This is a genomic window from Actinosynnema sp. NPDC002837, assembly GCF_040295345.1.
Taxonomy (GTDB): domain Bacteria; phylum Actinomycetota; class Actinomycetes; order Mycobacteriales; family Pseudonocardiaceae; genus Actinosynnema.
Genome location: NZ_JBEOVG010000015.1, coordinates 115,747 through 130,384 on the forward strand (window position 1 = coordinate 115,747; position 14,638 = coordinate 130,384).

Here is a 14,638-nt window from a genome sequence, read left to right on the forward strand (position 1 = left end):
ACTCCCATGAACGACATCTCCCGCCGAGACGTGTTCCGGCACGGCGCGACCGCCGCTCTCATCGCCGTCACCGCGGCCGGTTTCGCCGGCCTCGCCTCCTCCGGCGCCGCGGCCGGTCCCAGCAGGGTCGCGGCCCTCGCCGATCCCCGTGACTTCGAGGAGACCTACAAGGGCAAGAAGATCAAGGGCGAGCACGACAAGGCCAACGGCAAGCACAAGGTCCACATCAACGGCAAGAAGCTCGGCGTCATGCAGGTCGAGCTGCCCGTGGCGCCCGACTCGACCGCGACCTACACCGCGGTGCTCAGCACGCTCAACCACTTCGACCCCGTCCCCCTGGACGAGGGGGACAACCGGGACGGCCTCAAGAAGCTGGCGAAGCTCGCCGTGGACCAGCTCGGAGACCAGGAGCTGACCCACGACGCCGACCACCCGCACAAGTGATCGGCGCCCGACCGCCCGCGAAAGGAACGAAGCCATGGGCACCCGCAAGAGCGCGGCCGCGCTGACGGCCACCGAGAAGGCCGACTTCGTCGCCGCCGTGAAGGCGCTGAAGGCGCAGGCCGGCGGCCGCAACTACGACTGGTTCGTGCGCACCCACATGACGTACTTCAACGCCGTCAACAGCCACAACTACGCGCACATGTCGTCGTCGTTCCTGCCGTGGCACCGGCGGTTCCTGCTGGAGCTGGAGAACGGCCTCAAGGCGATCAACCCGGCGGTGGACCTGCCGTACTGGAACTGGACGGCCAACCGCTCCACCACCGGCGCGCCCTTCACCTCCGACTTCATGGGCGGCAACGGCTCCGGCGGCAACGGCGCCGTGCTCAGCGGCCCGTTCGCCGGCTCCACGAGGTGGCGGATCAACGTCAGCGCCACGTCCTCGACGTCGTTGCGGCGGGCGATGGCGCTGCGCGGCTCGCTGCCCACGACCTCCGACGTCGACACCGTCATGGGCGTGTCGACCTACGACGTGTCGCCGTGGAACTCCTCGTCGAGCAGCGGCATGCGCAACCGCGCGGAGGGCGGCCTGTCGCCGAACCTGCACAACCGCGTCCACGTCTGGGTCGGCGGCCACATGGCGCAGGTCGACTCGCCGAACGACCCGGTGTTCTTCCTGCACCACTGCCACATCGACCGGCTCTGGTCCCGCTGGCAGGAGCGCTGGGGCTTCGGCGCCGACCGGTACCGGCCCGGTGGTGGCGTGGCGAACGTGGTCGACGTCGAGGAGACGTTGGAGCCCTTCGGCGTCACCGTGTACTCGACCCTGGACCACCGGGGCAGCTACACCTACGCGTGACGGGACGGGCATGATCGGTCCGTGAAGGTCCTGGTGGTGGGTGCGAGCGGGTTGGTCGGGCAGCACGTCGTCGGACGGTTGCGGGCACGGGGGCACGAGGTGACGTCCGTGGCGCGGACCGCGCGCGACGGCGTCGACCACGCCCTCGACGCGACGACGGCCGCGGAGGCGGAGTTCCGGGCGTTGCTCGCGGGGCACGACGGCGTGGTGTTCGCGGCCGGCGCGGACGACCGGGAGGTGCCGCGCCGGCCCGCTTACCCGGTGTTCCACCGGGGCAACGTGGCGCCGGTCGTGCGGCTGCTCACCGCCGCGCGCGAGGAAGGGCTGAGCCGAGCCGTGGTGCTCGGGTCGTACTACACGCACTTCCACCGGCTGCACCCGGAGTGGGAGCTGGCCGAACGCCACCCGTACGTCCGCAGCCGGGTCGAGCAGGCACGGGCGGGCCGTGCGGCGGCGGGGCCGGACCTGCCGGTGGCGGTGCTGGAGCTGCCGTTCGTGTTCGGCCGGGCCGGTGACCGGCTGCCGAACTGGTCGGGCCCGTTGGACAAGTGGGTCCGGTCACGGTCCCCGCTGCTCGCGCCGCCCGGTGGCAGCGCCGCCACGACGGTCGCGCAGGTGGCCGAGGTCGCCGTCGACGCGCTGGAGCGGGCGTCCGGTGAGGACATCCCCGTGGCGGCCGAGAACCTGACGTGGCCGGACATGATCGGTCGCATCGCGGCCGCCGCCGGTCATCCGCGCGAGGTGCGCCGCCTGCCGGGCGCGGTGGTGCGGGTGGCGTTGCGGTTGACCGGGCTCGTGCAGCGGCTGACGGGCAGGCAGTCGGGGTTGGACCCGGCGCGCGCGGCCTCGCTGCTGCTGCGCGAGCTGTTCGTCACGCCGATCCGGCCGGGTTCGGTGGACGACGCCCTCGCCGAGACGTTCCCGCGGGCCTAGTACGCGCGCCGGCCGGGTGCCGGCGGGTCGTAGTCGTAGTCGTCGTCCTCGGGCACGTCGAACGGGAGCGGGCGGTTGGTCCACGAGTCGATGAGCACCACGAGGGCTCCGCAGACGATGACGACGACGCCGACCCAAGCCAGGCCACCCCAGATCAGGATGCCCGCGATCAGCACCAGCGGCAGGACCATGAACAGGCAGAACGGGTCCACTCGCCCGAAATGCCGTTGTCCTCCGGAACTCGCCATCTACGCCCTCCCAGTCAAGCGCCTCCCCGGGTGAACTTACGCGACGTGGTCCGCGCGGCCTTCAGCCGGGCGGTCACGCACCGCGTTGTTCGCGGCCGGGGTACCGGCCTCGGGCGCGTTCGGCGACCGTGGCGAGCACGGCCGAGATGATCATGCCGGCTCCGAGCCCGAGGTGCAGCAGGTTGTCGGCCGGGTTGACCGGGGCGAAGTTCGCCGCGCCGCCGTCGTGGTCGATCGAGTGCACCACCGAGCCGTAGGCCCACAGCACCAGGTAGATGAACCCGCCGGCGACCAGGAACAGGCGTGACGCGCCCCGTGAGGACGCCGCCAGGATCCCGGCCACGCCGAACAGCAGGTGCAGGGCGTTGTGCAGCACCGAGACCTGGAACACGCCGAACAGCAGGGCCTCGGAGGCCGGTCCGGCGAAGCGGATGCCGTCGAGGGCGACCGTCGCGCCCGGCACGAACCCCAGCACCCCCACCAGCAGGAACACCGCTCCGCCGGTCAGCGCGAGCGCCTGGACGGGACTGCGGCGGGCGCCGACGCGGTCGTTCGAGGTCGTCATGGCGGTCCTCCGATCAGGGTTCGGGTGGCGTACCCGGCGGGTCGGGGGTGAAACGAAGATCACAAACTTCCGCAGGTGCGGAGTTACACTGCTGGATGTGCCGAATCTGCGGATCAGTGACGCCGCCGCCCTGCTCGGGGTGAGCGACGACACCGTGCGCCGGTGGATCGACCAGGGCCGCCTGGCCGAGGTGCAGCTGGACAGCGGGCGCAAGGGTGTCGACGGTCGCGAGCTGGCCGAGTTGGCCCAACGCCTGGCCGAGGCGCCGGAGCCGGGCGTGACGGTGGCCGCGTCGGCGCGCAACCGGATGCGCGGGATCGTCACGCGCGTGGTCAAGGACGGGGTCATGGCGCAGGTCGAGCTGCAGGCCGGGCCGTTCCGGGTGGTGTCGTTGATGAGCCGCGACTCGGCCGACGAGCTCGGCCTCGAGGTGGGCGCCGTGGCGGTCGCGTCGATCAAGTCCACGCACGTCGTCGTCGAGATCCCGGAGGCGTGATGCGCGCGCCGGCGCTGGTGGCGCTGCTGGTGGTGCTGGCGGGTTGCGGCGCGTCGGGAACCACCGCGGAGGACCGGATCACGGTGTTCGCGGCGGCGTCGTTGACCGAGGCGTTCACCCGGCTGGGCGAGGACTTCGAGGCGGCCAACCCCGGCGTGGACGTCATGTTCAACTTCGGCGGCAGCTCGGCGCTCGCGCGGCAGATCGGGCAGGGCGCGCCGGCGGACGTGTTCGCCTCGGCCGCGGCCGCGAACATGGCGCAGGTGGTCGACGCGGGCGGGACGGCCGCCGAGCCGGTCACGTTCGCGCGCAACCGGTTGGCGATCGCGGTGCCCGCGGGCAACCCGGCGGGGATCACCGGCCTGGCGGGCTTCGCGGACGACGCGGCCAAGATCGCGTTGTGCGCGCAGGAGGTGCCGTGCGGCGCGGCGGCGAAGCGGGCGTTCGAGGCCGCCGGGGTGGTGGCGCGGCCGGACACCGTGGAGCAGGACGTGAAAGCGGTGCTGACCAAGGTGCGGCTCGGCGAGGTGGACGCGGCGCTGGTGTACCGGACGGACGTGGCGTCGGCGGCCGGCGAGGTCGAGGGCATCGGGTTCCCGGAAGCCGACCGGACGGTCAACGACTACCCGATCGCGCCGTTGGCCAAGGCCCGCAACGCCGCCGGCGCGCGGGCGTTCGTGGCTCACGTGCGGTCCGACCGGGGTCGGGCGGTGCTCGCCGGGGCCGGGTTCGACGCGCCGTGAGGTCGACCCGTCGTCGGACCCGGGGCCGGCTGCCGGTGGCGCTGGCGCTGCCGGCCGTGGTCGGGCTCGCGTTCCTGCTCGTCCCGTTGGTGGGCCTGCTGATCCGCGCGCCGTGGCGCACGCTGCCGTCGAGGCTGTTCAGCGCGTCGGTCGGCGAGGCGCTGCGGCTGTCGTTGGTGTGCGCGAGCCTGGCGACGGTGGTGTGCCTGGTGCTGGGCGTGCCGCTGGCGTGGCTGCTGGCGCGCGGCGACGTGCCGGGGCGGGGCGTGCTGCGGGCGCTGGTGACGGTGCCGCTGGTGCTGCCGCCCGTGGTGGGCGGGGTGGCGTTGCTGTTCGTGCTCGGCCGGCGCGGGCTCGTCGGGCAGCACCTCGACGCGTGGTTCGGCGTCTCGCTGCCGTTCACCACCGCCGGGGTGGTGCTGGCGGAGGCGTTCGTGGCGATGCCGTTCCTGGTCATCTCGGTGGAGGGCGCGCTGCGGGCGGCCGATCCGCGTTACGAGGAGGCCGCCGCGACGCTGGGCGCGTCGCGCTGGCTGGCGTTCCGGCGGGTCACGTTGCCGTCGATCCTGCCGGGCGTGGTCGCGGGCACGGTGCTGTGCTGGGCGCGGGCGTTGGGCGAGTTCGGGGCCACCATCACGTTCGCGGGCAACTTCCCGGGCGAGACGACCACCATGCCGCTGGCCGTGTACCTGGCCCTGGAGACCGATCCGGACGCGGCGATCGTGTTGAGCGTGGTGCTGCTGATGGTGTCCGTGGGCGTGCTGGCCGCGCTGCGCGACCGGTGGGTCAGCGGGCCGTCATGACGCTGCACGCCGACCTGAGGGTGACCCGCGGCGCGTTCCGGCTCGCCGCGGAACTGGTGGTGGAGCCGGGCGAGGTGGTCGCCCTGCTCGGCCCGAACGGCGCGGGCAAGAGCACCGCGCTGCGCGCCCTGGCGGGGCTGCTCCCGTTGAGCGGCGGGCACATCCGGCTCGGCGGGCAGGCGTGGGACGTGCCGCCGGCCGTGTTCCGGCCCGCCGAACGGCGTCCGATCGGCGTGGTGTTCCAGGACTACCTGCTGTTCGCGCACCTGTCGGCGTTGGAGAACGTCGCCTTCGGGCTGCGGGCCCGGGGCGCGGGCCGTGCGGCGGCGCGGGCGGAGGCGGCCCGGTGGCTGGACCGCGTCGGGCTGGCCGCGCACGCGAAGGCCAAGCCGCGCGCGCTGTCCGGCGGGCAGGCGCAGCGCGTCGCGCTGGCCCGCGCCCTGGCCACCGGCCCGGACCTGCTGCTGCTGGACGAGCCGCTGGCCGCGCTGGACGCGGCGACCCGGCTGCACGTGCGCGCGGAGCTCGGCAGGCACCTGCGCGACTACCCCGGCCACACGCTGCTCGTCACGCACGACCCGCTGGACGCGATGGTGCTCGCCGACCGGCTGGTGGTGCTGGAGCACGGCGAGGTCGTGCAGGAGGGAACGCCGGCCGACGTGGCCCGCCGCCCGCGCACGGACTACGTCGCCGACCTGGTCGGCCTCAACCTGTACCGCGGCACGGCCCACGGCACGACCGTGTCGTTGGACGCCGGCGGCACGCTCACCGTGGCGACGCCGGTGACCGGACCGGTGCACGTGGTGTTCCCCCCGACCGCGGTCGGCCTGCACCCGGAGCGCCCGGTCGGCAGCCCGCGCAACGCGTGGCGCGTCACCGTGGCCGGGATCGAGCAGCACGCCCACACCACGCGCGTGCGACTGGACGGCGTGCCGCCCGTGCTGGCCGACGTCACCACCGCGACCGTCGCGGACCTCCGGCTCCGGCCCGGTGACGAGCTGTGGGCCGCCGTGAAGGCCACCGAGGCACACGCGTACCCGTCGTAACGAGTGTGAGTGACCAACCACTCTTTCCCTGATTCGCCTTGACATGACCCCTGTCGGCCGCGTTGACTCAGTCATGAGTGACTGACCACTCACAGACTCTGGAGGAAGCGATGAGCAAGCAGTCCGCCGAGCAGGTCCTGGAAGTCGTGCTGCCGGGCGTGGTCGAGCCCGAGGGCCTCGAGCTGCACCACCGCGAGCGCCCGACCCCCGGTCCGGGGCAGGCGTTGGTGCGGGTCGAGGCGTCCGGGGTCTCCTTCGCCGAGAAGCAGATGCGCAAGGGCAAGTACTTCGACCAGCCCCCGTTCCCGTTCGTGCCCGGCTACGACCTGGTCGGCACGGTCGCGTCGGTCGGCGCCGGCGTGGACCCGGGCCTGGTCGGCGGGCGGTTCGCGGCGCTGACCAAGACCGGCGGCTGGACCAGCCACGCCCTGGTGGAGGCGGCCGACCTGGTGCCGGTGCCGGCGGGCGTGGACGCGGCCGAGGCGGCGGCGCTGGTCGTCAACGGGGTGACCGCGTGGCAGATGGCGCACGGCTTCGCCAAGGTCCGGGCCGGCCAGACCGTGCTGGTGCTGGGCGCGAACGGCGGCGTCGGGTCGTTGCTCGTGCAACTGGCCGTGCTCGCCGGCGCGCGGGTGATCGGCACCGCTTCGGCGCGGCACCACGACGCGGTCCGGGCGCTGGGCGCGATCCCGGTCGACTACCGCGACGCCGACGTGCCGGGCAAGGTCCGCGAGTTGGCCCCGGACGGCGTGGACGCGGTGTTCGACCACGTCGGCGGCCCCGGCCTGGTCGACTCCTACCGCCTGCTCGCCCGGCGGGGCGCGCTCGTCGCGTACGGCAGCGCGTCGACGAAGGACGAGCCCGGCTCGGCCATGCTGCCGGTGTTGAAGCTGGTCGTGCGCCTCCTGTGGTGGAACGCGCTGCCCAACGGGCGCCGCGCCACGTTCTTCAACGTGTGGGCGGGCAAGCGCAACGCCGCGAAGTTCCGCGCCCGGCTGGCCCGCGACCTCGGCACGGTGTTCGGCCTGCTCGCCGACGGCTCCCTGACGCCCACGATCGCCGCCCGCGTGCCGCTGGAGCGGGTCGCGGACGCCGTGCGCCTGGCCGAGTCCGGCACCGTCACCGGCAAGGTGGTCCTCCTCCCGCAGCCCTGGACGGAGTAGTCGCGCGCCGGAACACCCACTCGGCGTGTTCTTTCCATCACCGGTGCGGGTGAAAAATGCCGCATTGAGTGAGAGAAGTAGTCTAGGTGGATTCTCTTTTCCCCTGTCGACCGTGCCACTCAAATGGGTGACTGCGCCCGTCCGGAGCACGGTGTTAGTTTCGCCGAAGACCAAAACAGGCGTGGGTCGCGGCAAACGACGTGGGGAGCTCATTCAATGGCGACATTCCAGGACACCGAGGGCCGACCGGTGCTGCGCACCGATTACCAGCGCTCGATCGCCACGTACTGGAACAACGAAAAGAATCCGGTCAACCTGCGCCTGGGTGAGGTCGACGGCCTCTACCACCACCACTACGGCATCGGCGACTACGACCCCGCCGTGCTGGAGGTGCCCGCCGAGCGGCGCGACGAGGCCGTGATCGCCGAGATGCACCGGCTCGAGACCGCGCAGGCCGACGTGCTGCTCGACAACCTGGGCGACATCGGGCCCGACGACCGGCTGCTCGACGCGGGCTGCGGCCGGGGCGGCACCAGCATCATGGCCAACCAGCGCTTCGGCTGCCGGGTCGACGGCGTGTCCATCTCGGAGAAGCAGGTCGAGTTCGCCAACGCGCAGGCCCGCAAGCGGGGCGTCGCCGACAAGGTGAGGTACCACCTGCGCAACATGCTCGACACCCGCTTCGAAACGGGCTCGATGAAAGGCATCTGGAACAACGAGAGCACCATGTACGTCGATCTGCACGAACTGTTCGCCGAACACGCGCGCCAACTCGCGCCGGGCGGTCGCTACGTCACCATCACCGGGTGCTACAACGACGTCACCGGCGGCCGTTCGCGCGCGGTGAGCCAGATCGACCAGCACTACATCTGCAACATCCACCCGCGCAGCGAGTACTTCAAGGCGCTGGCGGCCAACGATTTCGTCCCGATCAACGTGATCGACCTGACCGCGGCGACGATCCCGTACTGGGAGTTGCGCGAGAAGTCCTCGGTGGCGACCGGGATCGAGGAGGCGTTCCTGACCGCTTATCGCGAGGGCAGCTTCCACTACCTGCTCATCGCGGCCGACCGTGTCTGAGCGGGTGGGCGCGATGCTCGACGACGTGGTGGCGGGGGCGTCCCGGCTCGCCGGGCCGTCCGGGCTGGGCACCTCCGCCGCTCGCCTCGCCGAGCTCTTCGGCCACCACCCCGCCTACGCCGAACGGCCGTGGGGCGACGGCACGGCGCCGCCCCTCTACGTCCCCGTGGTGGAACGGGTCGACGAGCCGCTCGGGGCGGAGGTCGACGACCGGCTCGTCGCCTGGGCCAGGGAGTGCGGGTTCGCCGAGGACGACCTCGAACCGCTGCGCAAGGCGGGCTTCGGGCGGCTGGCCATGCTCACCCACACCGACACCGACGACCCCGAGCGCCTGCTGATCGCGGCACGGCTCAACGCCGCCTGGTGGGCGGCCGACGACCTCTACGCCGACGACAGCGGGATGGGCGCCGTGCCGGTGGACCTGCCGCCGCGGCTCGCGCTGGTGATGTCGGCCATGGACCCGGTGGCGCCGGCCGGCGAGTTCTCCGCCGAGCTGGACGAGGCGCTGCGCGGCGACCCGGTGCTGGTGGCCCTGAACTCCGCGATCGGCCACCTCGCCCGACGAGGCACGCCGGCGCAGGTCCAACGAGCCTGCTACGCCACGTTCGCGATGTTCGTGAGCTGGAACTCCTACGCGGCGTGGCGGCACACGGGCAAGTACCCGCCCGCGTGGGAGTACCTCGCCGCCCGGCAGCACGACAGCTTCTACACGTCGATGACCGTGGTCGACGCCGTCGGCGGCTACGAGCTCACCGCGAACCTGTACTACGACCCGCGCGTGCGCCGCCTGCTCATGCAGGCCGGGACCGCCTCGGTGCTGGTCAACGACCTGCACTCGGTGGCGAAGGACGCGGCCGACGAGACCCCGGTCTGCAACATGGTCCTGCAGGTCGTGGCCGACCGGAACTGCTCGGTCGAGGAGGCCACCGCCGTCACCGTCGGCCTGCACAACGACGTCGTCCGCGACTTCGAGGCGGGCCACCGGGAGCTGCAGGCCCTGCCGTCGCCGGAACTGCAGCAGTTCCTGCGCGGCGTCCGGGCGTGGATGGGGGGCGGGTTCGAATGGCACTCCACCAACCCGCGCTACCGGACCTGACGCTCCGCTCCCCCGATCCCATCGACGACGACAGGTGGTTCTGGCAGTGACTGTCACGGAGTCCGCGGACCTGGACGTGAACGGCGACCGACCGCGGCAGAGCCTGGACACGGCCGCCGCGCGGAACCTCGCGACGACCACCAAGTCCGAACCCCAGATGCAGAACATCTCGTCGAGGTGGCTGCTGCGCCTGCTGCCCTGGGTCGAGGCGTCCGGCGGCACCTACCGGGTGAACCGGCGGCTCAGCTACACCGTCGGCGACGGTCGGGTGACGTTCACCCGGGTGGGCGCGCAGACCCGGGTGATCCCGCAGGAACTGCGGGAACTGCCGCTGCTGCGCGACTTCGACGACGACGAGGTGCTGGCCGCGCTGGCCGACCAGTTCGTCCAGCACGAGTACGGGCCGGGCGACGTGATCGTGGAGCGGGGCCGTCCCGCCGAGGAGATCTTCCTGCTCGCGCACGGCAAGGCGGACAAGGTCGGCGTGGGCGAGTACGGCGACCAGGTCGTCCTCGCCGTGCTGGCGGGCGGCGACCACTTCAGCTACCAGGCCGTGGTGGAGTCGGACGACTTCTGGGAGTACACCGTCAAGGCCGTCACGGCGTGCACGGCGCTGCGGATGACGCAGACCGCGTTCGAGGCGATGGTCGAGCGGTCGGACGCGTTGCGCGCCCACGTGGAGAGCTTCCGCGCCGGTCGGCGTCCCGCGCAGAACGCCGCGGGCGAGGCCGAGATCGAGCTGGCGTCCGGCCACGAGGGCGAGGTGTCGCTGCCGGGCACGTTCGTCGACTACGAGGTGTCGCCCCGCGAGTACGAGCTGAGCGTGGCGCAGACCGTGCTGCGGGTCCACACCAGGGTCGCGGACCTCTACAACGAGCCGATGGACCAGGTCGAGCAGCAGTTGCGGCTGACCATCGAGGCGTTGCGGGAACGCCAGGAGCACGAGCTGGTCAACAACCGCGAGTTCGGCCTGCTCGCCAACGCCGACCTGTCCCAGCGCATCCACTCCCGCACCGGCCCGCCGACCCCGGACGACCTGGACGCCCTGCTCGCCGTGGTGTGGAAGGAGCCGACCTTCTTCCTGGCCCACCCGCGCACGATCGCGGCGTTCATGAAGGAGTGCAGCCGACGCGGGGTCTACCCGAGCGGTGTCGACCACAACGGCCACCAGATCCCCGGCTGGCGTGGCGTGCCGATCTTCCCGTGCGGCAAGATCCCGGTCAGCAGGACCAGGACCAGCTCGATCATGCTGATGCGCGCCGGCGAGGACGCGCAGGGCGTGATCGGCCTGCGCCAGACCGGGTTGCCCGACGAGTACCAGCCCGGGTTGAACGTGCGGTTCATGGGCATCGACGAGAAGGCGATCACGTCCTATTTGGTCAGCGCCTACTACTCGGCCGCGATCCTGGTGCCGGACGCGCTCGGTGTGCTGGAGGACGTGGAAGTCGCCCGGGAGTAGCGCCGGCGCGCGCGGCGACGGCGCCGACCCTGCTCGGCCGAGGACCGGTGGAGCCTGGGACAATCGCCTTCCGACGAAGGAGGCTGTGTCAGGTGAGTGCCCACCACCAGGAGGTGCCGTCGCTGCTGGAACGGATCGCCACGACGATGTCGGAGGCGATCGGCCGGGTCCGTGAGGACCTGGCGGGCGCGGATCCGGTGGTGCGACGATCCGATCGCGCCGATTTCCAGTGCAACGCACCGCTGGCGCTGGCCAAGCGGGTCGGTGTGCCGCCGCGCGACCTGGCCGCGCGGGTCGTGGCCGCGCTCGACGTCGAGGGCGACGCGGTGATCGGGTCGGTGGAGCCGTCCGGGCCGGGTTTCCTCAACGTCACCGTGACCGATGGCGCGGTCTGGGAGCAGGTCGCCGCCCGCCTGGCGGACGCTCGCCTCGGGGTGGGCGCGACCGAAACCGGTCGCCGGGTGGTGGTCGACTACTCCGCGCCCAACATCGCCAAGGAGATGCACGTCGGGCACCTGCGCACGACGATCATCGGCGACGGCCTCGCGCGCGTGCTGGGCTTCCTCGGCGCGGACGTGCTCCGGCAGAACCACCTGGGCGACTTCGGGACCCAGTTCGGGATGCTGATCCAGTACCTCGACGAGCACCCCGACGCCGCGTGGCACCAGGACGAGCTGGGCGAGGGCGCCTCGGCGGTGTCGGCATTGGACGGTCTGTACCGGTCGGCGCGGGCGAAGTTCGACGCCGACCCGGACTTCGCCGACCGGTCCCGCTCGCGGGTCGTGGCGCTCCAGGCGGGCGACCCGGAGACGGTCGCGGTCTGGCAGGACATCGTCGCGGAGTCCGAGCGGTCGTTCAGCGCGATCTACGACCGGCTGAACGTGCTGCTGACGCCGGAGGACTCGGTCGGCGAGTCGTTCTACAACCCGATGCTGGGCGACACCGTGCAGGAGCTGGTCGACGCGGGCCTGGCGGTGCAGAGCGACGGCGCGCTCGTGTTCTACTCGCGGGAGGTCTCCGGGCCCGAGGGCAAGCCGGTCACCCTGATGGTCCGCAAGCGCGACGGCGGGTACGGCTACGACACCACGGACCTGGCCACCATCCGCTACCGCCTGCGCGACCTCAAGGCCAACCGGTTGGTCTACGTCACCGACTCGCGGCAGGCGCTGCACTTCCAGCTGGTCTTCGAGGCGGCCCGACGGGCGGGCTGGCTCACCGACGGCGTCACCGCCGAGCACGCCGCCTACGGCACGATCCTCGGTCCGGACGGGACGCCGTTCAAGACCCGGGCGGGCGGCACGGTCCGCCTGATGGACCTGCTCGACGACGCGGTGTCGCGCGCGCGGGCGATCGTCGAGGAGAAGAACCCCGACCTCGACGCGGCCGAGCTCGACCGGATCGCCGAGTCCGCGGGCATCGCCGCGGTCAAGTACGCCGACCTGTCGACCTCGCGGGTGAAGGACTACTCGTTCGACGTCGACCGCATGGTGTCCTTCACCGGCAACACCGGGGTCTACCTGCAGTACGCCCACGCCCGGATCAGCTCGATCCTGGGCCACGCGGGCGACGAGGGCACGACGGTCGACCGCACCGTGCCGCCGCACCCCGCCGAGCGGGCGCTCGGTCTGGCGCTCGACGCCTACGGCGCCGTCGTCACCGAGGTCGCCGCCACCCTCGAACCGCACCGGCTCTGCGGCTACCTCTACGACCTGGCCCGCGCGTTCACCGCCTTCTACGACAACTGCCCCGTCCTCAAGGCCGAGGAACCCGTGCGCGGCAACCGACTGGCCCTGTGCCGGCTGACCGCGCGGACCCTCGGCCACGGGCTCGACCTGCTGGGGATCACGGCGCCGCAACGGATGTAGCCCGACCGCGGCGTTCAGGTGGTCGCGGTGGCCGTTCCCGCCGGGTCGGGCGGGAACAGCCGGGCGGCGGCCGGGTGCGGGGCCGGTGGTGCATGCTCGTACCCGTGATCGACGACTTCGCGAAGCAGTACCTGCACGGCGACCTGCGAGAGATCCGCGAGGTGATGCTCCGGAAGCTCGACGGGCTGTCCGAGTACGACGTGCGCCGTCCCCTGACCGCGACCGGCACCAACCTCCTCGGCCTGGTCAAGCACCTGTCCTTGTCGGAGTCCCGGTACTTCGGCGAGGTCTTCGGCCGACCGTTCCCGGAGGCCCTCCCCCGGTGGGACGACCGCTCGCAGCGCGGCGCCGACCTGTGGGCGACCGAGCACGAGACGCGCGAGGACGTCATCGGCCTGTACCGCCGCGTCTGGACGCACTCCGACGCGACGATCGCCGCGCTCGCCGTCGACGCGCCCGGTCACGTCCCCTGGTGGCCGCGTCCCGACGTGATGTTGTTCAACGTCCTGGTCCACGTGCTCACCGAGACCAGCCGGCACGCCGGGCACGCCGACATCCTGCGCGAGCAGCTGGACGGCGCGGTGGAGATGGACGCGGGGAGCATGGCCCGGCAGGGGCGGGACGCGGCCTTCTGGGCGGACCGGCGCGCGCGGATCGAGCGGGCGGCCAAGGCGGCCGACGCGGCGACGACCTGATCCGTCGAGCGCCACCACCGCTTCCGCCCCAGGCTCACGGGCTGGATCGCCGACCGGTTCGTGCGGCCCACCCGGGACGACCGAGCTCCGATCACGGCCGGGTGGTCGCGGCGGGCGGGACGGCCGGTGACCGCGGGTTCAGAGGTAGTGGACGCCGGTCAGGTCCTCGGCCGCCGCCCAGAGCCGCCTGCCGATGGCAGGGTCGGCTGCTTCCCGGCCGAAGCGGGCTTCGGCGACGGGGCCCACGGTCTCCCAGAGCCTGGCGGGCCCGAAGAACTGGCCGCCCCGCACGCCGGGTTCGGTCGCGGCGTGCAGCTGCGGCAGGGCTCCCCGCTCCACCGGCTGGGTGGCCAGCAGGCCGAGCCGCGCGATCACCCGCCCGAGCCGGCCGCGGTGCTCCCACGCGCGCGGGGTCAGGTTGGTGCGGGTGAGGCCGGGGTGGGCCAGCACGCCGAGGATCGGCGACCCGGCGGCGCGCAGGCGGCGGTCGAGTTCGACGCCGAGGACCGTGGTGGCGAGCTTGGACCGGCCGTAGGCGGGGGCGCCCCGGTAGCGGCGCTCGGACATCAGGTCGTCGAAGTCGAGGTGCGCGTTGCGGTGGGTGATCGAGCTGAGGTTGACCACGCGGGCTTGCGGGGCCGCGGCCAGGTTGTCGAGCAGCAGGCCGGTCAGCGCGAAGTGGCCCAGCGCGTTGGTGGCGAACTGGAGCTCGAAGCCGTCGGCGGAGGTGCGGCGCGGGCCGAGCAGGACGACGCCCGCGTTGTTGACCAGCAGGTCGATCGCCGGGTGGTCGACGGCCAGCTTCGCGGCGAACGCGCGCACCGAGTCGAGGGACGCCAGGTCCAGCTCGCGCACCTCGGTGTCGCCGCCGATGCGGAGGGCGGCCCGCTCGCCGGCGGCGGTGTCGCGGACGGCGAGCACGACGTGGGCGCCACGGCGGGCCAGTTCGGCCGCGGTGACCAGGCCGAGGCCCGAGTTCGCGCCGGTCACGACGGCGACCCGGCCGCGCTGGTCGGGGATGCGGTCGGCGGTCCATGCGGTCATCTGCTGCTCCTGGAGGTGTGGGTGTCCGGCGCCGACGACGTTAGGTGTGGTCGGGGCAGGCTCGGTCGGTCCCGGTTTCCTGGGTCTGCGGGACCTACCCCG

General features: G+C 72.5%; 16 protein-coding genes. 13 read left to right on the forward strand and 3 right to left on the reverse strand.

The window, feature by feature from the left end; translation table 11 throughout:
* Window positions 1–6: 6 nt before the first annotated feature.
* From ABTZ99_RS14225 to ABTZ99_RS14235, 3 genes are read left to right on the forward strand one after another with little or no spacing between them, the layout of a single operon-like run.
* Window positions 7–444 carry a tyrosinase family oxidase copper chaperone gene (locus ABTZ99_RS14225; RefSeq protein ID WP_499611477.1) on the forward strand — a complete coding sequence of 146 codons (438 nt, stop codon included), beginning with the start codon at window positions 7–9 and terminating at the stop codon, window positions 442–444.
* Between the two features lie 34 nt (window positions 445–478).
* Window positions 479–1,300: a tyrosinase family protein gene (locus tag ABTZ99_RS14230; RefSeq protein ID WP_499611480.1), complete on the forward strand. Its 822-nt coding sequence runs from the start codon at window positions 479–481 to the stop codon at window positions 1,298–1,300.
* A 21-nt stretch (window positions 1,301–1,321) separates the two neighbouring features.
* Complete coding sequence (locus ABTZ99_RS14235) at window positions 1,322–2,233, forward strand: NAD-dependent epimerase/dehydratase family protein (RefSeq protein ID WP_498780374.1); 912 nt, start codon at window positions 1,322–1,324, stop codon at window positions 2,231–2,233.
* On the opposite strand, the gene ABTZ99_RS14240 is transcribed toward ABTZ99_RS14235, so the two are convergent.
* Entirely contained in the window at window positions 2,230–2,481 is a 252-nt protein-coding gene (locus ABTZ99_RS14240; RefSeq protein ID WP_499611483.1) for a hypothetical protein, read from the reverse strand. The two genes, ABTZ99_RS14235 and ABTZ99_RS14240, sit on opposite strands and share 4 nt — an antisense overlap.
* A gap of 73 nt (window positions 2,482–2,554) precedes the next feature.
* Window positions 2,555–3,046, reverse strand: a complete 492-nt coding sequence (locus tag ABTZ99_RS14245; RefSeq protein ID WP_499611486.1) for a DUF4383 domain-containing protein — start codon at window positions 3,044–3,046, stop codon at window positions 2,555–2,557.
* A 97-nt stretch (window positions 3,047–3,143) separates the two neighbouring features.
* Between ABTZ99_RS14245 and ABTZ99_RS14250 the strand changes: the two genes are divergently transcribed.
* From ABTZ99_RS14250 to ABTZ99_RS14295, 10 genes are all read left to right on the forward strand, one after another.
* Window positions 3,144–3,542, forward strand: a complete 399-nt coding sequence (locus ABTZ99_RS14250; protein WP_498780379.1) for a TOBE domain-containing protein — start codon at window positions 3,144–3,146, stop codon at window positions 3,540–3,542.
* On the forward strand, window positions 3,542–4,285 hold the full coding sequence (gene modA / locus ABTZ99_RS14255; RefSeq protein WP_499611488.1) for a molybdate ABC transporter substrate-binding protein: 744 nt from the start codon (window positions 3,542–3,544) through the stop codon (window positions 4,283–4,285). Before ABTZ99_RS14250 ends, modA begins: the two co-directional genes overlap by 1 nt.
* A complete protein-coding gene (gene modB, locus ABTZ99_RS14260) occupies window positions 4,282–5,088 on the forward strand; it encodes a molybdate ABC transporter permease subunit (protein ID WP_499611491.1) in 807 nt (268 codons plus the stop codon). The genes modA and modB overlap by 4 nt, the downstream gene beginning before the upstream one ends.
* Window positions 5,085–6,134 carry an ABC transporter ATP-binding protein gene (locus ABTZ99_RS14265; protein ID WP_498780384.1) on the forward strand — a complete coding sequence of 350 codons (1,050 nt, stop codon included), beginning with the start codon at window positions 5,085–5,087 and terminating at the stop codon, window positions 6,132–6,134. The genes modB and ABTZ99_RS14265 overlap by 4 nt, the downstream gene beginning before the upstream one ends.
* Before the next feature lie 110 nt (window positions 6,135–6,244).
* Window positions 6,245–7,297 carry a medium chain dehydrogenase/reductase family protein gene (locus ABTZ99_RS14270; protein ID WP_499611495.1) on the forward strand — a complete coding sequence of 351 codons (1,053 nt, stop codon included), beginning with the start codon at window positions 6,245–6,247 and terminating at the stop codon, window positions 7,295–7,297.
* Between the two features lie 216 nt (window positions 7,298–7,513).
* Complete coding sequence (locus ABTZ99_RS14275) at window positions 7,514–8,377, forward strand: geranyl diphosphate 2-C-methyltransferase (protein WP_498780387.1); 864 nt, start codon at window positions 7,514–7,516, stop codon at window positions 8,375–8,377.
* Between the two features lie 13 nt (window positions 8,378–8,390).
* Complete coding sequence (locus tag ABTZ99_RS14280; protein ID WP_499611548.1) at window positions 8,391–9,473, forward strand: family 2 encapsulin nanocompartment cargo protein terpene cyclase; 1,083 nt, start codon at window positions 8,391–8,393, stop codon at window positions 9,471–9,473.
* A gap of 46 nt (window positions 9,474–9,519) precedes the next feature.
* On the forward strand, window positions 9,520–10,932 hold the full coding sequence (locus tag ABTZ99_RS14285) for a family 2B encapsulin nanocompartment shell protein (RefSeq protein ID WP_499611498.1): 1,413 nt from the start codon (window positions 9,520–9,522) through the stop codon (window positions 10,930–10,932).
* A gap of 92 nt (window positions 10,933–11,024) precedes the next feature.
* Complete coding sequence (argS, locus tag ABTZ99_RS14290; RefSeq protein ID WP_499611500.1) at window positions 11,025–12,797, forward strand: arginine--tRNA ligase; 1,773 nt, start codon at window positions 11,025–11,027, stop codon at window positions 12,795–12,797.
* A gap of 92 nt (window positions 12,798–12,889) precedes the next feature.
* Window positions 12,890–13,492, forward strand: a complete 603-nt coding sequence (locus ABTZ99_RS14295) for a DinB family protein (RefSeq protein WP_499611503.1) — start codon at window positions 12,890–12,892, stop codon at window positions 13,490–13,492.
* Between the two features lie 138 nt (window positions 13,493–13,630).
* Here ABTZ99_RS14295 and ABTZ99_RS14300 read toward each other — a convergent pair whose 3' ends face one another.
* Window positions 13,631–14,536, reverse strand: coding sequence for an oxidoreductase (locus ABTZ99_RS14300; protein WP_499611505.1), 906 nt, complete (start codon window positions 14,534–14,536; stop codon window positions 13,631–13,633).
* Between the last annotated feature and the right edge of the window lie 102 nt (window positions 14,537–14,638).

Coding starts and splice junctions, on each gene's coding strand:
- ABTZ99_RS14275 (WP_498780387.1), top strand. CDS start 7,514: ATGGCGACATTCCAGGACACCGAGGGCCGACCGGTGCTGCGCACCGAT.
- ABTZ99_RS14280 (WP_499611548.1), top strand. CDS start 8,391: ATGCTCGACGACGTGGTGGCGGGGGCGTCCCGGCTCGCCGGGCCGTCC.
- ABTZ99_RS14240 (WP_499611483.1), bottom strand. CDS start 2,481: ATGGCGAGTTCCGGAGGACAACGGCATTTCGGGCGAGTGGACCCGTTC.
- ABTZ99_RS14295 (WP_499611503.1), top strand. CDS start 12,890: ATGCTCGTACCCGTGATCGACGACTTCGCGAAGCAGTACCTGCACGGC.
- ABTZ99_RS14300 (WP_499611505.1), bottom strand. CDS start 14,536: ATGACCGCATGGACCGCCGACCGCATCCCCGACCAGCGCGGCCGGGTC.
- ABTZ99_RS14225 (WP_499611477.1), top strand. CDS start 7: ATGAACGACATCTCCCGCCGAGACGTGTTCCGGCACGGCGCGACCGCC.
- ABTZ99_RS14230 (WP_499611480.1), top strand. CDS start 479: ATGGGCACCCGCAAGAGCGCGGCCGCGCTGACGGCCACCGAGAAGGCC.
- ABTZ99_RS14265 (WP_498780384.1), top strand. CDS start 5,085: ATGACGCTGCACGCCGACCTGAGGGTGACCCGCGGCGCGTTCCGGCTC.
- modA (WP_499611488.1), top strand. CDS start 3,542: ATGCGCGCGCCGGCGCTGGTGGCGCTGCTGGTGGTGCTGGCGGGTTGC.
- ABTZ99_RS14270 (WP_499611495.1), top strand. CDS start 6,245: ATGAGCAAGCAGTCCGCCGAGCAGGTCCTGGAAGTCGTGCTGCCGGGC.
- ABTZ99_RS14245 (WP_499611486.1), bottom strand. CDS start 3,046: ATGACGACCTCGAACGACCGCGTCGGCGCCCGCCGCAGTCCCGTCCAG.